This window comes from Pseudomonas sp. B37(2017), assembly GCF_002112885.1.
GTDB classification, from domain to species: Bacteria; Pseudomonadota; Gammaproteobacteria; order Pseudomonadales; family Pseudomonadaceae; genus Aquipseudomonas; species Aquipseudomonas paraglycinae.
This window is the reverse complement of the sequence record NZ_NEIX01000006.1, coordinates 301,271-323,811: the sequence shown is the minus strand read 5'-3', so window position 1 is coordinate 323,811 and position 22,541 is coordinate 301,271. Positions and strand designations below refer to the sequence as shown.

General features: G+C 61.3%; 17 protein-coding genes and 4 tRNA genes. 17 read left to right on the top strand and 4 right to left on the bottom strand.

Features of this window, described 5'->3' with window-relative positions; all coding sequences use genetic code 11:
* Window positions 1-51 precede the first annotated feature (51 nt).
* A complete protein-coding gene (locus CAF90_RS17790) occupies window positions 52-1,542 on the bottom strand; it encodes an MDR family MFS transporter (RefSeq protein ID WP_170929411.1) in 1,491 nt (496 codons plus the stop codon).
* A 49-nt stretch (window positions 1,543-1,591) separates the two neighbouring features.
* Window positions 1,592-2,641, bottom strand: coding sequence for an HlyD family secretion protein (locus CAF90_RS17785; RefSeq protein WP_085607876.1), 1,050 nt, complete (start codon window positions 2,639-2,641; stop codon window positions 1,592-1,594).
* Window positions 2,642-2,871: 230 nt separating this feature from the next.
* On the opposite strand from CAF90_RS17785, the gene gltX reads away from it, so the two are divergent.
* The 10 genes from gltX (at window position 2,872) to CAF90_RS17735 (ending at window position 8,724) form a co-directional block, all read left to right on the top strand.
* Complete coding sequence (gene gltX / locus CAF90_RS17780) at window positions 2,872-4,353, top strand: glutamate--tRNA ligase (protein WP_007956429.1); 1,482 nt, start codon at window positions 2,872-2,874, stop codon at window positions 4,351-4,353.
* Between the two features lie 202 nt (window positions 4,354-4,555).
* A tRNA-Ala gene (locus CAF90_RS17775) sits at window positions 4,556-4,631 on the top strand.
* Between the two features lie 79 nt (window positions 4,632-4,710).
* Window positions 4,711-4,786: transfer RNA gene (locus CAF90_RS17770), tRNA-Glu, on the top strand.
* A 53-nt stretch (window positions 4,787-4,839) separates the two neighbouring features.
* A tRNA-Ala gene (locus CAF90_RS17765) sits at window positions 4,840-4,915 on the top strand.
* Between the two features lie 78 nt (window positions 4,916-4,993).
* Window positions 4,994-5,069: transfer RNA gene (locus CAF90_RS17760), tRNA-Glu, on the top strand.
* Between the two features lie 183 nt (window positions 5,070-5,252).
* Window positions 5,253-5,792 carry a TetR/AcrR family transcriptional regulator gene (locus CAF90_RS17755; RefSeq protein WP_007956432.1) on the top strand — a complete coding sequence of 180 codons (540 nt, stop codon included), beginning with the start codon at window positions 5,253-5,255 and terminating at the stop codon, window positions 5,790-5,792.
* A 30-nt stretch (window positions 5,793-5,822) separates the two neighbouring features.
* Window positions 5,823-6,656, top strand: a complete 834-nt coding sequence (locus CAF90_RS17750; RefSeq protein WP_085607874.1) for an alpha/beta fold hydrolase — start codon at window positions 5,823-5,825, stop codon at window positions 6,654-6,656.
* 47 nt (window positions 6,657-6,703) lie between these two features.
* On the top strand, window positions 6,704-7,165 hold the full coding sequence (locus CAF90_RS17745) for a thioesterase family protein (protein ID WP_011333342.1): 462 nt from the start codon (window positions 6,704-6,706) through the stop codon (window positions 7,163-7,165).
* 35 nt (window positions 7,166-7,200) lie between these two features.
* On the top strand, window positions 7,201-8,160 hold the full coding sequence (locus CAF90_RS17740) for a tRNA-dihydrouridine synthase (protein ID WP_085607872.1): 960 nt from the start codon (window positions 7,201-7,203) through the stop codon (window positions 8,158-8,160).
* A gap of 120 nt (window positions 8,161-8,280) precedes the next feature.
* Window positions 8,281-8,724 carry an Hsp20 family protein gene (locus CAF90_RS17735; RefSeq protein ID WP_007956437.1) on the top strand — a complete coding sequence of 148 codons (444 nt, stop codon included), beginning with the start codon at window positions 8,281-8,283 and terminating at the stop codon, window positions 8,722-8,724.
* 46 nt (window positions 8,725-8,770) lie between these two features.
* On the opposite strand, the gene CAF90_RS17730 is transcribed toward CAF90_RS17735, so the two are convergent.
* Complete coding sequence (locus CAF90_RS17730; RefSeq protein WP_085607870.1) at window positions 8,771-12,049, bottom strand: bifunctional diguanylate cyclase/phosphodiesterase; 3,279 nt, start codon at window positions 12,047-12,049, stop codon at window positions 8,771-8,773.
* 68 nt (window positions 12,050-12,117) lie between these two features.
* Entirely contained in the window at window positions 12,118-13,008 is an 891-nt protein-coding gene (locus CAF90_RS17725; protein WP_007956444.1) for a LysR family transcriptional regulator, read from the bottom strand.
* A gap of 140 nt (window positions 13,009-13,148) precedes the next feature.
* Between CAF90_RS17725 and leuC the strand changes: the two genes are divergently transcribed.
* The 7 genes from leuC to CAF90_RS17690 all read left to right on the top strand — a co-directional run bounded on the left by leuC (window position 13,149) and on the right by CAF90_RS17690 (window position 22,508).
* On the top strand, window positions 13,149-14,567 hold the full coding sequence (leuC, locus tag CAF90_RS17720) for a 3-isopropylmalate dehydratase large subunit (protein ID WP_007956445.1): 1,419 nt from the start codon (window positions 13,149-13,151) through the stop codon (window positions 14,565-14,567).
* Between the two features lie 11 nt (window positions 14,568-14,578).
* Window positions 14,579-15,223, top strand: coding sequence for a 3-isopropylmalate dehydratase small subunit (gene leuD, locus CAF90_RS17715; protein ID WP_007956446.1), 645 nt, complete (start codon window positions 14,579-14,581; stop codon window positions 15,221-15,223).
* Window positions 15,224-15,350: 127 nt separating this feature from the next.
* Window positions 15,351-16,115, top strand: coding sequence for a class I SAM-dependent methyltransferase (locus CAF90_RS17710; protein ID WP_085607965.1), 765 nt, complete (start codon window positions 15,351-15,353; stop codon window positions 16,113-16,115).
* A gap of 69 nt (window positions 16,116-16,184) precedes the next feature.
* Entirely contained in the window at window positions 16,185-17,267 is a 1,083-nt protein-coding gene (gene leuB / locus CAF90_RS17705) for a 3-isopropylmalate dehydrogenase (RefSeq protein ID WP_085607868.1), read from the top strand.
* Window positions 17,268-17,333: 66 nt separating this feature from the next.
* Window positions 17,334-18,446 (top strand): aspartate-semialdehyde dehydrogenase, encoded by a 1,113-nt coding sequence (asd, locus tag CAF90_RS17700; RefSeq protein WP_085607866.1) that lies wholly within the window; start codon window positions 17,334-17,336, stop codon window positions 18,444-18,446.
* Between the two features lie 193 nt (window positions 18,447-18,639).
* Window positions 18,640-19,650: an aspartate-semialdehyde dehydrogenase gene (locus tag CAF90_RS17695; RefSeq protein ID WP_007956453.1), complete on the top strand. Its 1,011-nt coding sequence runs from the start codon at window positions 18,640-18,642 to the stop codon at window positions 19,648-19,650.
* Window positions 19,651-19,859: 209 nt separating this feature from the next.
* Window positions 19,860-22,508: a FimV/HubP family polar landmark protein gene (locus tag CAF90_RS17690; protein WP_085607864.1), complete on the top strand. Its 2,649-nt coding sequence runs from the start codon at window positions 19,860-19,862 to the stop codon at window positions 22,506-22,508.
* Window positions 22,509-22,541 lie beyond the last annotated feature (33 nt).

Genomic DNA, 22,541 nt, shown 5'->3' with positions numbered 1-22,541 from the left:
CCCACGCTCCGCGTGGGAATGCAGCCCTGGACGCTCTGCGTCCGCTCAAGGTTAATGCGCCTCGCCGGCCTTCAGTCCGGCAGGCAATTTCTTGGTCAGCAAAATCGCCAACATGCTGACCCCCAGCGCAATCCCGACAAAATGAAACGCATCGTTGTAGGCCATGATCAGCGCCTGCTGATGCACGATCTCGCTCAACTTGCCCAACGCCGCCGTGTCATTGCCGAGCCGATCGGTCATCGACGCCAGACGTTCGGCCACCTGCGGGTTGGTCGGTACCACCGCTTCGCGCAGGTAATCGAAGTAGGTTTTGGTGCGCGCGTCCAGCAGGGTGGCGAGCAGGGCGATGCCGATGGCGCCGCCGAGGTTGCGCAAAATGTTGAACAGGCTCGACGCCGAGCCCGCGTCCTGCGGCAGGATGTACGCCGTGGCGATCAGCGAGATGGTCACCATGATCAGCGGCTGACCCAGTGCCCGGATAATCTGGATCTGATTGAACTGCGGCCCGGCGAAATCCGGGTTGAGCACGCCGGATGAAAAACTCGCCAGCCCGAACAGGCCGAAACCGATCGTGCACAGCCATTTTGGCGAGACGAATTTCATCAGCTTCGGCACCAGCGGAATCAGGAACAGCTGCGGCACGCCCATCCACATGATCACTTCGCCGATCTGCAGGGCGTTGTAATTCTGGATCTGCGCCAGGTACAGCGGCAGCAGATAGATCGAACCGTACAGCCCGACGCCCATGCCGAGACTTGAAATACTCGACAGCCCGAAGTTGCGATTGCGCAGGATGCCGAGGTTGATCAGCGGATTGGGCTTTGAAATCTGCACGATCACAAAGGTGATCAGACTCAGCAGGGCGATGCTGCCCAGTGTCACGATCAGGCTCGATTCCAGCCAGTCCTTGCGATGGCCTTCCTCAAGAAAAACCTGCAAGCAACCGAGGCCGACGCCCAGCGTGAGAATGCCGGTGTAATCGGTGCTCTTCAGCAGTTCCCAGTGCGCTTCTTTCTTCTCCAGCCCGTACATCAGCCCGGCGATCATGATCAGCCCCGGCGGGATGTTGATATAGAAGATGTACTCCCAGCCCCAGTTTTCCGTGAGCCAGCCGCCGAGGGTCGGGCCGATGGACGGGGCAAAGGTGGCGGTCATGGCGAACATCGCCATGCCTTTGGCGCGGTGATGTTCGGGGAGTTTGATCAGGGTCAGGGTGAACGCCAGCGGGATCAGCGCACCGCCGGTAAAACCCTGCATGGCGCGAAACACGATCATGCTCTCCAGGCTCCAGGCCATCGAGCACAGCAGCGACGAAATCAGAAACCCCAGCGACACCCACACCGCGAGCCGCCGTGCCGACAGCAACTGCACCAGCCACGCGGTCAGCGGGATCATGATGATTTCCGCCACCAGATAAGAGGTGGAAATCCACGAGCCTTCTTCCAGGGTCGCCGACAGGGCGCCCTGAATATCCTTGAGCGACGAGTTGGTGATCTGGATGTCGAGCACCGCCATGAAGGCGCCGAGCATCACGCTCATCACCGCTATCCAGTCCCGCCGGGTCGGTTCGCCGACCGGGCGGATCAGCGAATCACCGGCCATTGTCAGGGGCGTCTTTGATGTTCACGGTAGCGGTGACGGACATGCCCGGACGGATCTTGCCGTGCAGCGGGTTATCGGCCTTGAACGTCAGTTTCACCGGAATCCGCTGCACGACCTTGGTGAAGTTGCCGGTGGCGTTGTCCGGCGGCAACAGGCTGAATTGCGCGCCGGAGGCGGCGAACAGGCTGTCGACCCGGGCTTCGATCGGCGTATCGCCATAGGCGTCGAAGAGCAGCTCGGCCTTCTGGCCCGGTTGCATGTGACCGATCTGGGTTTCCTTGAAGTTGGCCTGTACCCAGATGTCTTCGTCCGGAACGATCGACAAAAGATAGGCGCCGGCCTGTACCACTTGACCATTACGGGCGGCGCGCTGGCCGATCAAACCGCTGATCGGCGCGTGGATTTCGCTGCGGGTCAGGTTCAGTTCGGCCTGGGCGAGGTCGGCGCGGGCGTTGGCGATCTGCGCATCGAGGCGTTTGATTTCGGCGGTCAGCGCGTTGACCTGCTGGCGCTGGCTCTGGGCATCGGCCTGGGCCTTGGCCACTTGCGAGCGGGCGATGTGGGCGTCGGCGGAGAGGGTAGTGACCCGTTCCTCGGAGACGTAGCCGGGTTTACGCAGGGTTTCTGCCCGCGACAAATCCACCTGCGAGCGGCCGAGCGTCGCCTGGGTAGTGGCGACCTGCGCGTCGCTGGCGGCGATCAGGCTGGCTTGCTGGGTCAGTTTGCTTTGGGCTTGCAGGCGTTCGGCTTCGCGAGTGGCGAGGGCGGCGTTGGCGCGATCGACGGCGAGGCGGAAGTCGTCGCCTTCGAGACGGATCAGCAACTGGCCTTTTTCCACGTGCTGGTTGTCCTGCACCAGGACTTCGTCGATGCGTGCGCTCAACTGGCTCGACACGCGGGTGATTTCACCCTGGACATAGGCGTTGTCGGTGCTTTCATAAAAGCGTCCCTTGAAAAACCAATGAGCAAAAAAGCCCCCGGCTATCAGCAGGACGAGCAGCAGGAAAATGAACAGGCGACGCTTGAGTTGGGCAGGCATGGGCAAACTGTAGTCGAGGAATTGTAAGGAAAGTTATCAGCAGGCGAATCTGGCATACAGCCGATGAACGGTAAATGCCGTCTGTTGATATTCGGCCATTCACCGCGGCCAACGGGCGTTACAGACGCAACCTTGGCTTAAATGCCCTGCCCGCTGGAGCGGGGCGGGTGTCGCCTGTTACCATTCGCCGCTTGATCGTTCTTTGCTTTTCATTCTTTTCGAGACATGCCATGACCACCGTCCGCACTCGCATCGCGCCATCGCCTACCGGGGATCCCCACGTAGGTACCGCTTACATCGCACTGTTCAACTACTGCTTTGCCAAGCAGCACGGCGGTGAGTTCATCCTGCGGATCGAAGACACCGATCAGTTGCGTTCGACCCGCGAGTCCGAACAGCAGATCTTCGACGCCCTGCGCTGGCTGGGCATCGACTGGAGCGAAGGCCCGGACGTCGGCGGCCCGCACGGCCCGTACCGTCAGAGCGAGCGCGGCGACATCTACCAGAAGTACTGCCAGCAACTGGTCGACATGGGCCACGCCTTCCCGTGCTTCTGCACCGCCGAAGAGCTGGACCAGATGCGCGCCGAGCAAATGGCCCGCGGCGAAACCCCGCGTTACGACGGCCGTGCACTGCTGCTGTCCAAGGAAGAAGTCGCCCGTCGACTGGCTGCCGGCGAGCCGCACGTGATCCGCATGAAAGTGCCGAGCGAAGGCGTCTGCGTGGTGCCGGACATGCTGCGTGGCGACGTCGAGATCCCGTGGGATCGCATGGACATGCAAGTGCTGATGAAGACCGACGGCCTGCCGACGTACTTCCTGGCCAACGTGGTCGACGATCACCTGATGGGCATCACCCACGTGCTGCGCGGCGAAGAATGGTTACCGTCGGCGCCGAAACTGATCCTGCTTTATGAGTACTTCGGCTGGGAACAACCGGAGCTGTGCTACATGCCGCTGCTGCGTAACCCGGACAAGAGCAAGCTGTCCAAGCGCAAGAACCCGACCTCGGTGACGTTCTACGAGCGCATGGGTTTCATGCCTGAGGCGATGCTCAACTACCTGGGCCGCATGGGCTGGTCGATGCCGGATGAGCGCGAGAAGTTCTCGCTGCAGGAAATGGTCGACAACTTCGATCTCAAGCGTGTGTCGCTGGGTGGGCCGATTTTCGATATCGAGAAGCTGTCGTGGCTCAACGGCCAGTGGCTGCGTGATCTGCCGGTGGAAGAGTTCGCCGCTCGCGTACAGAAGTGGGCGTTCAATTCCGAATACATGATGAAGATCGCGCCGCACGTTCAGGGCCGCGTTGAGACTTTCAGTCAGGTCGCACCGTTGGCCGGGTTCTTCTTCGCCGGTGGCGTGAATCCGGATGCCAAGCTGTTCGAATCGAAAAAGCTCTCGGGCGATCAGGTTCGTCAGTTGATGCAACTGATCCTGTGGAAGCTGGAAAGTCTGCGTCAGTGGGAGAAGGACAGCATCACCGCGACGATTCAGGCGGTGGTCGAATCCCTCGAGCTGAAGCTGCGTGACGCGATGCCGCTGATGTTTGCCGCGATCACAGGGCAGGCGAGTTCGGTGTCGGTGCTCGATGCGATGGAAATCCTCGGGCCGGACCTGACCCGTTTCCGTCTGCGCCAGGCGATTGACCTGCTGGGCGGCGTGTCGAAGAAAGAAAACAAAGAGTGGGAAAAGCTGTTGGGCGCCATCGCCTGATTGCGTTTGACTCTGCAGGACGCGCCGAAGGTCAGGATCTTTTGATCCTGTCCTTCGGTGTTTTCCCCCGAATTTACGGGGGGAGGGCGGTAAGTGATTGTAATGCCGACAAAAAATTTTGAATTTTTTCAAAAATAAGTTTGACAGCCTTTCGATACGCCCTTAAGATTCGCCCCGTCCTCAGCGATGACATCAACGATGAGGGGCTATAGCTCAGCTGGGAGAGCGCTTGCATGGCATGCAAGAGGTCGACGGTTCGATCCCGTCTAGCTCCACCAATTTACACTTCGAAGCCTGGCCACGCTGGCTTCGAAGCGATCAACACTCAGCGTTGATCAGTTGTATAGAAGGGTTTGCGTCCCCTTCGTCTAGTGGCCTAGGACACCGCCCTTTCACGGCGGTAACAGGGGTTCGAGTCCCCTAGGGGACGCCAGTTTTACAGAAGCGATGTTGCAAGATGTCGCTCCGCCGAGAGGCGAAAAATCCGGGGCTATAGCTCAGCTGGGAGAGCGCCTGCATGGCATGCAGGAGGTCAGCGGTTCGATCCCGCTTAGCTCCACCAATTTACAGTTCAAGGTCTGGCCACACCGGCCTTGAATCGATCAGTACTCAGCACTGATCAGTTGTATAGAAGGTTTGTGTCCCCTTCGTCTAGTGGCCTAGGACACCGCCCTTTCACGGCGGTAACAGGGGTTCGAGTCCCCTAGGGGACGCCACGATTACCCGCTCTGCGGGATTTTATAAGGGTCATTCAATTATTGAATGGCCCTTTTGTTTGTCTGGCGTTTGGCCAAATCCTCTTTTTCCTTAACACTGTGCTTCAGACCAGCGGTCACGCGTGTGACTTGCGGAATATTATTATGAGAATAATATTGCTATCGTAATATTCGGAGGCGACGATGAACGACAAGAAAGCTCAAACCCGCGAACGCATTCTCAAGGCCGCCAGTGCTGCACTGATCCAGCGCGGTCCGGCTGAACCGAGCGTGGGCGAAGTGATGGGGGCGGCCGGCCTGACCGTCGGCGGCTTCTATGCCCACTTCGAAAGCAAGGACGCCATGATGCTTGAGGCGTTCAAGCAATTGCTCGGTCGCCGTCGCGACCTGATTGCCGACATGGACAGCGAGCTGACCGGTGAAGAGCGCCGCGCCCTGGTGGCTGCGTTCTATCTGTCGCGCAAGCATCGCGATTCCAGCGATTCGGCCTGCCCGATTCCGGCCTCCATCGGCGAGCTTGGGCGGTTGCCGGAAGAATTCCGCATAGCGCTGAACGAGCACCTGGAACTGATGATTGCGCAGTTGGCTTCAAGCCCTGAAGACATCGATAAAGCGTTGGCCGACGTGGCCCTGATGGTAGGTGGTCTGGCGCTCTCAAGGGCGTTGGGACCTGGTGATTTATCCGATCGATTGCTGCGCGCCGCCAAGTCGGCGGTGCGTTGACCTGAAGGCTACAAGCCCGGGGAGAGAGCGATGAGCACGTTGAAGTGGGTTCGCGGCGTTAATGGCACCTTGGGCTGGTTCGCACCGAAACTGGTGGCGAGCAAAATGCGGTTGGCGTTCATGACGCCGCGCGCGAATAAACCGAGGGACTGGGAATTGCCGCTGCTGGCGAAATCCGAACGCATCACCTTGCGCTTCGGTCTTTCGGCCCTGCGCTGGGGGCAAGGCCCGACTGTTTTGCTGATGCACGGCTGGGAAGGGCGGCCCACCCAGTTTGCCGCGTTGATCACCGCGCTGGTTGAAGCGGGTTACACCGTTGTCGCGCTTGATGGCCCGGCCCACGGTCGCTCTCCGGGGCGTGAAGCCAATGTGGTGCTGTTCGCCCGGGCGATGCTTGAAGCTGCTGCCGAATTGCCTCCGTTGCAGGCTGTCATCGGTCACTCCATGGGCGGCGCCAGCGCCATGCTGGCTGTGCAATTAGGATTGCGCACCGAAACCCTCGTGAGCATTGCCGCTCCGGCGCGGATTCTCGGGGTGTTGCGCGGGTTTGCCCGTTATGTCGGCATGCCGCCCAGAGCTCGCTCGGCGTTCATTCGGCAAGTCGAGCAGGACGTCGGGATGCGCGCCGCCACCCTTGATGTCGCGCACTATCAACTGGATATGCCAGGCCTGATCGTGCATGCCGAGGACGACACCTTCGTTTCGGTCAAGGAATCCCAACTGATCCACGAATCCTGGTTCGACAGTCGCCTGTTGCGTCTGGAAGCCGGCGGTCACCAGCGCGTACTGGCCGACCCTCGGGTGATTGATGGCGTGTTATCACTGCTGGCCGGGCGCAGCCTTCAGGCGCGGCAATCGGCGTAGTCATCCGTTACACTGCCCCGGTTGAATCATTTGACCGGGAGTAGGGCATGGGCTGGGATCGGGCAACGCCGTTTACCATTGATCTGCAAGTGGGCGCCGAGGACATCGACGGGCTGGGCCACGCGAACAACGCGGTCTACGTGACCTGGCTCGAGCGCTGCGCCTGGCGCCACTCGCAGCGCCTGGGTCTGGATCTGGTCGAGTATCGGCGTCTGGATCGGGCAATGGCCGTTGTGCGCCACGAAATCGATTACCTGGCCGCCGCCTACGAAGGCGACGAGCTGCAATTGGCGACGTGGATCGTTGATTGGGATCAGCGTCTGAAAATGACCCGTCACTTCCAGTTGATTCGCCCCAGCGACAACGCCACGCTGCTGCGCGCCCAGACCACCTTCGTCTGCATCGAACTGTCCACCGGCAGGCCCAAGCGCATGCCCGCCGAGTTCATCGAAGGCTACGGCCCGGCCATACAGACGGCGGACATGGGTTTAACCCGCGAAACCCAGTAAACTGCCGCACGTTTTTCCTTGAGTGTGTGTTTCCCATGCAAATTGCTCTGGCGCCGATGGAAGGGTTGGTCGACGACATCCTGCGCGATGTCCTGACCCGTGTCGGCGGTATTGACTGGTGCGTGACCGAGTTCATTCGGGTCAACGATCAGTTGCTGACCCCGGCCTATTTCCACAAGTTCGGCCCTGAACTGCTCAACGGTGCGCGCACCGCTTCCGGCGTGCCACTGCGCGTGCAGTTGCTGGGTTCCGACCCGGTGTGCCTGGCGGAAAACGCTGCGCTGGCCTGCGAGCTCGGTTCTGAAGTCATCGACCTGAACTTCGGCTGCCCGGCCAAGACCGTCAACAAGTCCCGTGGTGGTGCGGTGCTGCTCAAGGAGCCGGAGCTGCTCAATCAGATTGTCGAACACGTGCGTCGCGCCGTACCTGCACACATTCCGGTCACCGCCAAGATGCGCCTGGGTTTCGACAGCCCGGACGGCTCGCTGGTCTGCGCCACGGCGCTGGCCGAGGGCGGTGCCGAGCACATCGTGGTTCACGCCCGGACCAAGGTCGACGGCTACAAGCCGCCGGCGCATTGGGAGTGGATTCCGCGTGTGCAGGACGTGGTCAAGGTGCCGGTGTTCGCCAACGGCGATATCTGGAGCGTCGAAGACTGGCGCCGCTGCCGGGAAATCAGCGGCGTCGAAGACATCATGCTCGGTCGTGGTCTGGTGTCGCGTCCGGATCTGGCCCGTCAGATCGCCGCCGCTCGTGCCGGCGAGGAAGTCGTCGAGATGACCTGGGCCGAACTGATGCCGCTGATCCAGGACTTCTGGCTGCAGGCCAAAGCGCAGATGACGCCACGCCAATCGCCGGGCCGTTTGAAGCAATGGCTGGCCATGCTGACCCGCAATTATCCCGAAGCTGTCGAGCTGTTTACCGTGCTGCGCCGGGAGACCGAGCCGGATCAGGTCTCGCGTTTGCTGGGTTTGCCGGTCGCCGAAGCCGCCTGAAAAAATCTTCAAACGATCTCTTGAAAACAAAACGCAGGTCCCTATCTAAGGGTTACGCGATGCCGAATTCGGGTCGCGGAGACAAAAAACCTTGCTGATTGTTTTCAGGAGATTTGAACCATGAGTACCGCATTTTCCCTCGCTCCACTGTTCCGTTCCTCGGTAGGTTTCGACCGTTTCAACGACCTGTTCGAAACCGCCCTGCGCAACGAGCCAGGCAGCACCTATCCGCCTTACAACGTCGAAAAACACGGTGACGATCAATACCGCATCGTCGTGGCGGCGGCCGGTTTCCAGGAAGAAGACCTGGACCTGCAAGTCGAGAAAGGCGTGTTGACCATCAGTGGCGGCAAGCGTGATGCCAACGAAGGCGTCACTTTCCTGCACCAGGGCATCGCCCAGCGTGCATTCAAGTTGTCTTTCCGCCTGGCCGATCACATCGAGATCAAGGCCGCCGGCCTGAGCAACGGTCTGTTGAGCATCGACCTGTTGCGTGTAATCCCGGAAGAGGCGAAAGCCAAGCGCATCCCGATTAACGGGGTGCAGAAGCCGGCTCTGCAATAAGCCGACCGAGAAGAAGGGCGCCGAAAGGCGCCCTTTTTTGTGCCCGTCATTCAAGCAAACCTTTTAACACCTCCAACGCAACCGGCCGACTGTGCAGATAGCCCTGATACAAATGGCAACCCAGCCCTTGCAGGAACTCCAGTTGCTCCGGGGTTTCCACGCCTTCGGCGATCACTTCCAGTTCCAGACTGCGGGCCATGGCGACGATGGCGCGGATGATCTCGGCGTCGTTGGGGTCGGTGGTGGCGTCGCGGATGAACGACTGGTCGATCTTCAGCGTGTCCACCGGCAGTCGTTTCAGATAGGTCAGCGATGAATAACCGGTACCGAAATCGTCCATGGCAAAACTCACGCCGAGTTTTTTCAGGCGACGCATTTTGCTGATGGTGTCTTCCAGGTTCTGAATGACGATGCCTTCGGTGATTTCCAGTTTCAGCAAGGAGCAGGGCAGGCCGTGGCTGCTCATGCTGCGCTCGATGCGCTCGACGAAGTCGTTCTGGCGGAACTGCCGGGGACTGATGTTCACGCACAGGCTGAAGGCCAGAGGATCGATCAGCTTTTCGGCGATCAACTGCTTGAAGGCTTCGCACGCTTCATCGAGGATCCAGGTGCCGACCTCCAGAATCAGCCCGCTGTCCTCCAGGACCTTGATGAATTCGGTGGGCGATTGCGCGCCGAGTTCCGGGTGATTCCAGCGCACCAGGGCTTCGGCGCCGATGATGCGGTTGTCCTGGGCGTCGATCTGCGGTTGGTAATGCACGTCGAATTCGCCCCGGGACAGCGCCAGGCGCAGGTCGGTCTCCATACGCAAACGTTCGCTGGCCGCTTTCTGCATGGTGTTGTGATACATCTGCGTGGTGTTGCGCCCGGAATCCTTGGCGCGGTACAGCGCGATGTCGGCGCGTTTGAGCAGGTCGGTCGGGGTCGAGCCGTGATCGGGAATCAGCGCCACGCCGATGCTCGGTGTCACTTGCAGGCGCTGGCCGTCAAGGAACATCGGCTCCGACAGCAACTCGCGAATGGTGTCGGCCAACTCGCGTACTTGCGCGCTGACTTCGTTGCGCGTCCCCTCCAGACCGCTGAGCAACACCACGAACTCATCGCCACCGAGCCGCGCAACCGTGTCTTCCATGCGCACGCTGGCCTCAAGCCGTGCGGTGATGATTTTCAGCACCGTGTCGCCGACCGGGTGACCCAGCGAGTCGTTGATGTGCTTGAAGTGATCCAGATCGAGAAACAGCAGCGCACCGCGCAAATTGTGGCGCTTGAGCAGGGCGATCTGCTGGCTCAGGCGGTCCATCAACAGTGCGCGGTTGGGCAGGTTGGTCAGCGGGTCGTGATAGGCCAGGTGGCGGATCTGCGCTTCGGCGTTCTTCAGCAGGCTGACGTCCCGTGCGGTCAGCAACAGGCACGCGGTTTCGTTGAGGGTGATCGGCTCGACCGAGACTTCCACCGTCAGGATCTCGCCGCGCTTGTTGCGCCCGAGCATTTCCTGATGATGTACGCGGCCCTTGATCTGTAGCTCGGCGAGCAGTGCCGAACGCTGTTTTTCTTCGGCCCAGATGCCGACCTGATACACGGTTTTGCCCACCACTTCGTCGGCGCGATAGCCGGTGAGGCGGCAGAAACCGTCGTTGACCTCCAGATAGCGCCCGGTGTCGCGCTCGGTGATGGTGATCGCGTCGGGGCTGGAGTGAAACGCCTTGGCGAATTTCTCTTCGCTGGCCTTGAGCGCCGCTTCCGAGCGCTGTTGCTGGGTGATATCGCGCAGCGTGGTGACGATGCACGGCTGGTTGCCGACACTGATCTGGCGGCTGGAAATCACGCAGGTCAGCGACTGGCCGTCCTTGTGCTGGACGATGATCGCGACATTGCTCAGGCCCTGTTCGCGGATCACCCGCTCGATGCGTTGCAGGCTTTTCGCCGAAGCGTCCCACAGGCCGATTTCTTCGGCGGTATGGCCGATCACATCGCTGGCGCTCCAGCCGAAGGTCTGGGAAAAACTGGAGTTGATCTCGATGAATTCCCCGGTTTCCTGGCGCGTCACGCAGATCGGGTCGGGACTGACCTGGAACAGCGTGGCGAATTTCTCTTCCGAAGCCACCAGCCGTTGTTCGCGTTCGACCTGATCGGTGATGTCCAGAAGAGTACCGGCCATCCGCAGCGGCACGCCGTTGTCGTCACGATAGAGGCGGGCGCGGCTTTCCAGATAACGCGAGCTGCCGTCCGGCAGTTGCACGCGGTAAGTCAGCTGATAATTGCCGGCCGGGCCTTCGCGCAGGCTGCGATAGGCATCGCGCATGCTGTCGCGCTCTTCGCCGGGGACGCCCTCGAAAAATTCTTCGAACGATTCATGGAACGGTTTCGGCTCCAGGCCGTGTAATTGCGCAGCGCGGGCCGAGCCGTAGAGCATGCCGCTGGGAATGTGCCAGTCCCAGGTGCCGAGCTGCGCCGAATCCAGCGCCAGGTCGAGGCGTTCCTGGCTGTCTTTCAGGGCATGTTCGGCGGCTTTGCGCTCGGTGGTGTCGAGGAAGGTGCTGAGCAGGTACGGCTGGCCTTCGAGTTCGACCTTTTGCGCACTGAGGATGCCGTCGTGGATCTGGCCGTTGCTGGCGCGGAACTGCACCTCCATGCTGATCAGTTCGCCCTTGGCCTTGGTCTTCTTGACCAGCTCCGCCCGTTGCTCGGGATGCACCCACAGGCCCAGTTCCAGGGTGGTGCGACCGATGGCGCTCTGCACCGGCCAGCCGAACAGACTTTCGAAATACTGGTTGGCCTCGCTGATCAGGCCGTCTTCCTGACGGGTCAGCAGCACCATGTTCGGGCACAGGTGAAACAGCGTGGCGAAACGTTTTTCGGAGCTGCTGAGGGCCTGTTCCCGTTGCCGCTGGTGGGTGATTTCGCGGATCACCCCGATCATTCGGGGCCGGCCGTGTTTGTCCGGCAGCAGGCTGCCGTTGATTTCCAGCCAGTGCAGGCTGCCGTCGGGCCAGCGGATGCGGTGGTGCATCGCCTGTTCCAGCGGCGCGCCGGCAATCACCGCGTGAAAGGCGCGGATGGTTTTCGCCCGGTCTTCCGGCGGCAGCAGGTCGAGGTATTCCAGGTCTTCGGGCAGCGGTTGCCGCGGGTCGAAGCCGAACAAGGCCTGAGTGCCCCGCGACCAGCTGATCTGCCCGCGCTCGATGTCCCAATACCAGGCGCCGAGGCGGGCGCCGTTGAGCGCCGCGAGCAATTGCGGCGCGCTCTCCCAGCTCTGCTCGGAACGCCGTGGATCAATGGCCTGAATACGCGGCATCGGCGGAATACGGTCAACAGATTTCGGCATTGTCGAGAAGCCTTGAGCTGATGTGGGCGTTTGGCACAGGGACGGCAGCTCTATAGGAGTAGCACAAGTTAGCCGAGAGTCCCTGGCAGATCGATTTGAGCGTCCAGCAGGGCCATAAACGCCCGTGCAGCATTCGACAGCGTCCTTTCAGTGTGCAGGATATAGCCTAGCTGGCGACTGAGCTGTATGCCCGGTAAAGGTATGCGCGCCACCTGTTCATCGAGCATCGTGCGCGGCAAAACGCTCCAGGCCAGGCCGATCGACACCATCATCTTGATGGTTTCCAGGTAGTTGGTGCTCATGGCGATGTTCGGCGTCAGGCCCTGAGCCTCGAACAGCCGTTGGACAATATGGTGGGTAAAGGTGTTGCCGCCGGGGAAAACCGCCGGATGACCGGCAATGTCCGCCAATGTGACGGCGCCATTGCTGATCAATGAATGTTCCGGGGCGACCACGAAGTCCAGCGGGTCATCCCAGACCGGCGTGGCTTTGACCAGCGTATGCGGCTCCGGCGCCAGAGTGATGACCGCCAGCTCAGCGCGGCCATGGAGAATTTCCTCGTAGGCCACTTCCGAATCGAGGAACTGAATATCCAGCGCCACCTGTGGGTAGCGTCGGGTGTATTCCCTTAATAAGGGCGGCAAACGGTGCAGGCCGATGTGGTGACTGGTGGCCAGGGTCAGGCGGCCCGTGACTTCGCCGGTCAGGTTGGTCAGGGCGCGGCGCGTATCGTCCAGCACGTTGAGAATCTGATAAGCCCGTGGCAGCAGGGCCCGGCCGGCCTCGGTCAGGCCCACTTCACGACCGAGCCGGTCGAACAGCCGCACATTCAATTGCTGCTCCAGCCCGGCGATGCGTTTGCTGATCGCCGGTTGCGTCAGGTGCAGCCGTTCGCCGGCGCCGGAGAAGCTTCCGGTCTCGGCAATCGCGATAAAAGCATTGAGGTTGGCCAGGTCCATGTTCGTATTCCAGTTGGTTATCCAAAGCATAAAAAATATGAATTTGAGTTATTTAATCTAACCCCATAGGATCGGCCTCACAAGCCAAAGGGTTATTGATAAGCCCAGGGCATAGAAACAAGCTGATGAGGAACCGTCTGATGGCCGGCAAAACGCTCTACGACAAGCTCTGGGATTCGCATTTGGTCAAGCAGCGCGACGATGGCTCGGCGCTGATCTATATCGATCGTCACATCATCCACGAAGTGACCTCGCCGCAAGCCTTCGAAGGTCTGCGTCTGGCCGGGCGCAAGCCGTGGCGCATCGATGCCAACATCGCCACCCCGGACCACAACGTACCGACCACCCCGGAGCGCAAGGGCGGCATCGAAGCCATTGCCGACCAGGTCTCGCGTTTGCAGGTTCAGACCCTCGACGACAACTGCGATGAATACGGCATCGTCGAATTCAAGATGAACGACGTGCGTCAGGGCATCGTTCACGTGATCAGCCCGGAGCAGGGCGCGACCTTGCCGGGCATGACCGTGGTCTGCGGCGACTCGCACACCTCGACCCACGGCGCGTTCGGCGCCTTGGCTCACGGGATCGGCACTTCCGAGGTCGAGCACGTGCTCGCCACCCAGTGCCTGGTCGCCAAGAAAATGAAGAACATGCTGGTGCGCGTCGAAGGCCAGTTGCCGTTCGGCGTGACCGCCAAGGACATCGTCCTCGCGGTGATCGGCAAGATCGGCACTGCCGGCGGTAACGGCCATGCCATTGAGTTCGCCGGCAGCGCGATTCGCGATTTGTCGATCGAAGGCCGCATGACCATCTGCAACATGTCCATCGAAGCCGGCGCCCGCGTGGGCCTGGTGGCGGCGGACCAGAAGACTGTGGATTACGTCAACGGTCGTCCGTTCGCTCCGAAAGGCGCCGAGTGGGATCTGGCGGTCGAGTCCTGGAAAGACCTGGTGTCCGACGCCGACGCGCATTTCGACACCGTGGTCGAGCTCGACGCCGCGCAGATCAAGCCGCAAGTCAGCTGGGGCACTTCGCCGGAAATGGTGCTGGCCGTTGATCAGAACGTGCCGGACCCGGCCAAGGAAATGGATCTGGTCAAGCGCGACTCGATCGTCCGTGCCTTGAAATACATGGGTTTGACCGCCAATCAGGCGATCACCGACATTCAGCTCGACCGCGTATTCATCGGTTCCTGCACCAACTCGCGGATCGAAGACTTGCGTGCTGCCGCTGTGATCGCCAAGGGCCGCAAGGTCGCTTCGACCATCAAGCAGGCCATCGTGGTGCCGGGCTCGGGTCTGGTGAAGGCGCAGGCTGAAGCCGAAGGTCTGGACAAGATCTTCCTCGAAGCCGGTTTCGAATGGCGCGAGCCGGGTTGCTCGATGTGTCTGGCGATGAACCCGGACCGTTTGGAGTCCGGCGAGCATTGCGCCTCGACCTCCAACCGTAACTTCGAAGGCCGTCAGGGCGCCGGTGGCCGTACCCACCTCGTCAGCCCGGCCATGGCCGCTGCGGCGGCGGTGAACGGTCGTTTCATCGACGTTCGTGAATTGATCTAAAGGAGCGCAGCATGAAAGCTTTTACCCAGCACACTGGTCTCGTCGCGCCTCTGGATCGTGCCAACGTCGACACTGACCAGATCATTCCGAAGCAGTTTCTGAAGTCGATCAAGCGCACCGGTTTCGGCCCGAACCTGTTCGACGAGTGGCGTTACCTCGATGTGGGTCAGCCGTATCAGGACAACTCCAAGCGTCCGCTGAACAAGGAATTCGTGCTCAACGCCGAGCGTTATCAAGGCGCCAGCGTGTTGCTGGCCCGCGAGAACTTCGGTTGCGGCTCCAGCCGTGAACACGCGCCGTGGGCGCTGGAAGAGTACGGTTTCCGCAGCATCATCGCGCCGAGTTATGCCGACATTTTCTTCAACAACAGCTTCAAGAACGGTTTGCTGCCGATCATCTTGAGCGACGCCGAAGTCGACGAGCTGTTCAAGCAAGTCGAGGCCGCGCCGGGCTATCAGTTGCAGATCGATCTGCACGAGCAGACCGTGACCAGCCCGAACGGCAAGGTCTACCGCTTCGAGATCGACGCGTTCCGCAAGCATTGCCTGCTCAACGGTCTGGACGATATCGGCCTGACCTTGCAGGACGGCGATGCGATTGCCGCGTTCGAAGCCAAGCATCGCGCGAGCCAGCCATGGTTGTTCCGCGACGCGTGAGATTGATGTAGTCAGGGCTGGCCCCTTCGCGAGCAAGCTCGCTCCCACATTTGAAATGCATTCCCTTGTGGGAGCGAGCTTGCTCGCGAAGGGGCAGTTCAAACAACACAGCTATCAGGATGTGACCATGACCAGCACCGCCCACAGTCAGGTTGTACAAAAGCAATTCGGTGAACAGGCCGCCGCCTACCTGAGCAGCGCCGTTCACGCTCAAGGCACTGAATTTGCGCTGCTGCAGGCTGAACTGGCGGGGCAGGGCGAGGCGCGGGTGCTGGATCTGGGTTGCGGCGCCGGGCACGTGAGTTTTCACGTTGCCCCGTTGGTGAAAGAAGTGGTGGCGTACGACCTGTCGCAACAGATGCTCGACGTGGTTGCCGCCGCGGCCGTTGATCGCGGCTTGAGCAATGTGTCCACGGTCAATGGCGCCGCCGAGCGTCTGCCGTTTGCCGATGGCGAATTCGACTTCGTGTTCAGCCGCTATTCGGCGCACCATTGGAGCGATCTCGGCGTGGCCTTGCGCGAAGTGCGCCGGGTGCTGAAACCGGGCGGCGTGGCGGCGTTCATCGATGTGCTGTCGCCGGGCAGTCCGCTGTTCGATACCTATTTGCAGAGCGTCGAAGTGCTGCGTGACACCAGCCATGTGCGCGATTATTCGGCCAGTGAGTGGATGCGCCAGGTCAGCGAATCGGGGCTGCACACCCGCAGCACCACGCGTCAGCGCCTGCGTCTGGAGTACAACAGCTGGGTCGAGCGCATGCGCACACCCGAAGTGATGCGCGCCGCGATCCGCCAGTTGCAGCAATCGATGGGCAACGAAGTGCGCGAATATTTTGAGATTGAGGCCGATGGTTCGTTCAGTACAGATGTACTGGTGCTCTGGGCTGAAAAGTAATTTTGGAACGATAAGTATTTTTCCGGGCGCGCCAGTCGATGGCGCACCGACTGAAGACACGAGGAAAGCATGAGCAAGCAGATTCTGATTCTCCCAGGCGACGGTATTGGTCCGGAAATCATGGCCGAAGCGGTCAAGGTGCTGGAACTGGCCAACGACAAGTACAGCCTGGGCTTCGAGCTGAGCCATGACGTGATCGGTGGCGCCGCCATCGACAAGCACGGCGTGCCGCTGGCCGACGAAACCCTCGAGCGTGCCCGCGCAGCCGACGCTGTGCTGCTGGGCGCCGTGGGCGGCCCGAAATGGGACACCATCGAGCGTGACATCCGCCCTGAGCGCGGCCTGCTGAAAATCCGTGCGCAACTGGGCCTGTTCGGCAACCTGCGTCCGGCGATCCTGTACCCGCAACTGGCTGACGCTTCGAGCCTGAAGCCGGAAATCGTTGCCGGCCTGGACATCCTGATCGTCCGTGAGCTGACCGGCGGCATCTATTTCGGCGCGCCGCGTGGCACCCGTACCCTGGAAAACGGCGAGCGTCAGTCCTACGACACGCTGCCGTACAGCGAAAGCGAAATCCGCCGTATCGCCCGTGTCGGTTTCGACATGGCCCGCGTGCGTGGCAAGAAGCTGTGCTCGGTGGACAAGGCCAACGTACTGGCGTCCAGCCAACTGTGGCGTGAAGTGGTCGAGCAGGTCGCCAAGGATTACCCGGACGTCGAGCTGAGCCACATGTACGTCGACAACGCCGCCATGCAACTGGTGCGTGCGCCGAAGCAGTTCGACGTGATCGTCACCGACAACATGTTCGGCGACATCCTGTCCGACGAAGCGTCGATGCTCACCGGTTCCATCGGCATGCTGCCGTCGGCCTCGCTGGACGCCAACAACAAGGGCATGTACGAGCCTTGCCACGGTTCGGCGCCGGACATCGCCGGCAAAGGCATCGCCAACCCGCTGGCGACCATTCTGTCGGTGTCGATGATGCTGCGTTACAGCTTCAATCTGCACCAAGCGGCGGATGCCATCGAGAAAGCGGTCAGCGTGGTGCTGGATCAAGGTCTGCGCACCGGCGACATCTTTTCGACCGGTTGCACTAAAGTCGGTACGCAGGAAATGGGTGACGCAGTAGTCGCCGCGCTGCGGAATCTGTAATCTCTCGGGCCCGCTGCGAAATTCAATACAAAGCAGCGGCCCACTTTTCAAGAAGGTGTAGTTGCGATGAAACGTGTAGGTCTGATCGGTTGGCGCGGCATGGTCGGTTCCGTGCTCATGCAGCGGATGCTGGAAGAGCAGGATTTCGATCTTATCGAGCCGGTGTTTTTCACCACTTCCAATGTCGGTGGCCAAGGCCCGTCCGTGGGCAAGGACATTGCTCCGCTCAAGGACGCTTACAGCATTGAAGAGCTGAAGACCCTCGACGTGATCCTGACCTGCCAGGGCGGCGACTACACCAGCGAAGTGTTCCCGAAGCTGCGCGAAGCCGGCTGGCAGGGTTACTGGATCGACGCGGCCTCGAGCCTGCGGATGAACGACGACGCCGTCATCATCCTCGATCCGGTCAACCGCAAGGTCATCGACCAGCAGCTCGACGCGGGCACCAAGAACTACATCGGCGGCAACTGCACCGTCAGCCTGATGCTGATGGGCCTGGGCGGTCTGTTCGAGGCCGGTCTGGTGGAGTGGATGAGCGCCATGACCTATCAGGCGGCCTCCGGTGCCGGCGCGCAGAACATGCGTGAACTGATCAAGCAGATGGGTGCGACCCACGCCGCTGTCGCCGATCAACTGGCTGATCCTGCCAGCGCGATCCTCGACATCGACCGTCGTGTGGCCGACGCCATGCGCAGCGACGCGTACCCGACCGAAAACTTCGGCGTACCGCTGGCCGGCAGCCTGATCCCGTGGATCGACAAGGAGCTGCCGAACGGCCAGAGCCGTGAAGAGTGGAAGGCCCAGGCCGAGACCAACAAGATCCTCGGTCGCTTCAAGAGCCCGATCCCGGTCGACGGCATCTGCGTGCGCATCGGCGCCATGCGTTGCCACAGCCAGGCGCTGACCATCAAGCTGAACAAAGACGTGCCGATCGCCGACATCGAAGGGCTGATCAGCCAGCACAACCCTTGGGTCAAACTGGTGCCTAACCAGCGCGAAATCAGCATGCAGGAGCTGAGCCCGACGAAAGTCACCGGCACCCTGAACGTACCGGTCGGTCGTCTGCGCAAGCTGAACATGGGTTCGCAGTTCGTCGGTGCTTTCACCGTCGGCGACCAACTGCTGTGGGGCGCGGCCGAACCGCTGCGCCGCATGCTGCGGATCCTGCTTGAGCGTTGATCGCTTGATGCAATGAAAGAACCCGCGCCTTGCAAGAGGCGCGGGTTTTTTTGTACCTGTTGATCGTTCCCACGCTCTGCGTGGGAATGCAGCCATGGACGCTCCGCGTCCGCTCTTCGTGGCGGGCGCGAATTGCCTGTGTGCGACTCACCCGGTAAAGTGCCGCTCCCCCCGTTTCGCCAGAGGTAGCAACATGACCCAGACCCTTGATATTGCCGTGATCGGCGCCACCGGTACTGTCGGCGAAACCCTCGTGCAGATTCTCGAAGAGCGCGATTTCCCGGTCGGCACGTTGCACCTGCTGGCCAGCAGCGAATCCGCGGGCAGCTCGGTGCTGTTTCGCAACAAGAACGTGCGCGTGCGCGAAGTCGACGAGTTCGATTTCAGCAAGGTCAAGCTTGCGTTCTTTGCCGCCGGCCCTGCCATCACTTTGAGTTACGCCGCCCGTGCGCATGCGGCAGGTTGCTCGCTGGTTGATTTGTCTGGCGCCTTGCCGGCGGATCAGGCGCCGCAAGTGGTGCCGGAAGCCAATGCCGATGTGCTGGCCGGTTTGAAAGTACCGTTCCAGGTCAGCAGCCCGAGCCCGTCGGCTACTACGTTGGCTGTGGTGCTGGCGCCGCTGCTCGATCTGATCGAGCTGCAATACGTGCATGTCACCGCCAATCTGGCGGTTTCCGCCCAAGGCCGCGAAGCCGTGACCGAGCTGGCGCGCCAGACCGCCGAACTGCTGAACATGCGTCCGCTGGAGCCGACATTCTTCGACCGGCAAATGGCTTTCAACCTGCTGGCTCAGGTCGGCACGCCGGACGCGCAAGGCCACACGCTGCTGGAAAAACGTCTGGTTCGCGAGCTGCGTCAGGTGCTGGCCAAGCCTTTATTAAAGATTTCCGCAACTTGCGTTCAAGCCCCGGTGTTTTTTGGCGATAGCTTTAGCGTGACCTTGCAGTCAGCGAGCGCGGTCGACCTGGAAAAGGTCAATGCTGCGCTTGAAGAGGCCGAGGGTATCGAGCTGGTCGAGGCCGGCGATTATCCAACCGCCGTCGGTGACGCGGTGGGGCAGGACGTGGTCTACGTCGGGCGCGTGCGTGCCGGTGTCGACGAACCGTCGGAACTTAATCTGTGGCTGACGTCAGATAACGTACGCAAAGGTGCGGCCCTCAACGCCGTGCAGGTCGCCGAGTTGTTGATAAAAGACCTGCTGTAAAAGATACTTGGCAACAATTTGTCGACTGATTCTAGGCGAGCGCTATGCTTGGCCGGAGCACTCGATGACGTGTCACCCTCCGGGACTTTCCGGGGCATCAAAGAAATGATCGCGCGCGGCATGCTGTCGTCGTCGCGCGCAATGCCTTACGGCAGCGACAATCAATATCTTCTCGCTGGCCGAGGAACGTTCAAACAAAGGAAGAGGCTATGGTTCAAGTTCGCAAACTGGTGTTAGCAATAGCGGCCGCCTCGGCGCTGTCCTCCGGTATGGCGCATGCCCTCGGGCTCGGGGAGCTGACCCTGAAGTCGACCCTGAACCAGCCGCTGGTGGCGGAAATCGAGCTGCTCGATGTCAAGGATCTGACCGCTGCCGAAGTGGTGCCGAACCTGGCCTCGCCCGAAGATTTCGCCAAGGCCGGCGTCGATCGCCAGGCCTTCCTCAATGATCTGACTTTCACCCCGGTGCTCAACGCCAGCGGCAAAAGCGTGCTGCGCGTAACGTCGAGCAAGCCGCTGTCGGAACCGATGGTGAAATTCCTCGTGCAGGTGATGTGGCCGAACGGCCGTCTGCTGCGTGATTACAGCGTGCTGCTGGATCCGTCGAAGTTCTCGCCGCAGACCGCTGACGCCGCCGCTCAACCAGCGCCAGCGCAAACCATCACCGCACCGACCACCGGCGCCACGCATTCGACCCACACCACCACGCCGCGCGACACCCTGTGGGAAATCGCCGCCAAGGCGCGCACTGGCGGTTCGGTGCAGCAGACCATGCTGGCGATCCAGGCTTTGAACCCGGACGCGTTCATCGGCGGCAACATCAACCGCCTGAAAACCGGTCAGGTGCTGCGTCTTCCGGATCAGGTGCAAAGCACCGCACTGCCGCAGTCCAAGGCGATTGCCGAAGTGGCGGCGCAGAACGAAGCCTGGCGTCAGGGCCGTCGTTATGTGGCCAAGCCGGGCACCGGTCAGCAGCAACTCGATGCGACCAATCGTGGTCGCGCCAATACCGCTGCTGCGCAAAACGCCAAGGACAACCTGAGCCTGGTGTCCGCCGAAAGCGCCAAGGCGCGTGGCAAGGGCCCGGCCGGCGATGCCAAGGCCCTGAGCAACAAACTGGCGGTCACTCAGGAAAGTCTCGACACCACCCGTCGTGACAACGAAGAACTGAAAAGCCGCATGGCCGATCTGCAAAGCCAGCTGGACAAGCTGCAACGCCTGATCGAGCTGAAGAACAATCAACTGGCGAAAATGCAGGCCGAAGGTTCGGGCGCTGCTCCAGCCACCGCGACTGCGCCAGTAGTGCCGGCGATCACCGCGGAACTGGCGGCCACGCCGCCGGCTACTCCGGCAGAGGCGGCCCCGGCCGCACCTGCGCCTGAGGCTGCTGCTCCGGCACCGGTCGAGCCGGTTGTCGAGCCTGTGGTTGAAACGACGTCCGCCGCCGATGACGAGAAAACCTTCAACGAACTGCTGACCAATCCGATCCTGCTGGGTCTGGTCGGTGGCGGCGCAGTGGTTCTGCTGCTCCTGCTGTTGCTGCTGGCCCGTCGCCGCAAGGCGCAACAGGAAGCCGAAAAACACCTGCGCATGGCCCGTGCGCTGGAGGAGCAATCCTTCTCCCAGGACCTCGATCTGCCGGAAAGCAGCTTTGAAGGTCTGGAAGTGCCAGCCGCCAGCGTCAAGCTGACCCCGGCCCCGGCCCCGGCCCCGGCTCCGGCGCCTGCCGCCGCTGCTGCTGTAGTTGCTCCAGTCGTGATGGCCGAGCCGATCGCCGCGCCGCTGGTGGCACCTGCCGCCGAGCGTTCCGACGACGTGCTGGACAAGGCGCAGTCGCACATCGATGGCGGTCGTCTGAATCAAGCCGCCGCGTTGCTGGAGGAGGGCGTGAGCCTGGAGCCGCAGCGCAGCGATCTGCGTCTGAAGCTGATGGAAGTCTACGGTCGCCAGGGTGATCGCGATGCCTTCGTCGGTCAGGAGCGTCAACTGGTTGCCAATGGCGACAACTTCGCCAAGGTCGAAGAGCTGAAAAGCCGCTTCCCGGCCATGGCGGTCGTTGCGGCCAGCGGTCTGGCGGCAGCGGCGATTGCCGCCGAGCTGGACGAGGATTACGTCAAGGAGCTGTTGCTCGACGAGCCTGAGGCTCCTGTTGCGGCAGATGACGAACTGGACAGCGCTTTCGACCTGAGCCTCGACGATCTCGACAACATCACGCCGGTTGAGCCTGTGGCGGCTGTCGAGCCGGAAGCACCGGTCGAGCTGGACGCGTTCCCGACTGACGACGACCTGAGCTTCGAGTCGGTGCTGCAACAGCAGACCGACATCAAGGAAAACCTCGACGACCTGTCGGACTTCGACCTGGATCTGGACCTCGGCGCCGATCCGGCGCCTGCGCCGGTCGAGTTGGCAGACGATGACTTCCTGCTGGATCTGGACGAGGGCGTGAAGGATCTGCCGCTGGTCGAAACCCCAACCGTGGCCGACGTGCCGCAGGACGATCTGGAGCTGCCAGCCGATTTCGACCTGTCCCTGGCTGACGAAATGGACGCGGCGCCTGCCGAGCCGGATGCGTTCGCCGCCGAACTGGACGACGTCAACGCCGAACTGGATCGTCTGTCGAGCAGTATCAACGAGCCAAGCTTCACCGAAGCTGATGCCGCGTTGGGCGATGATCTGGGTGAGGATGACTTCGACTTCCTGTCCGGGACCGACGAAGCCGCGACCAAGCTCGATCTGGCTCAGGCCTACATCGACATGGGCGACAACGACGGCGCGCGCGACATCCTCAATGAAGTCATCAGCGAGGGGAACGACAAGCAGAAGAGCGAAGCGAGCGAAATGCTTTCGCATCTGGCCTGAGTCGGCATTCAGCGGTAAACAAAACGGCAGCCC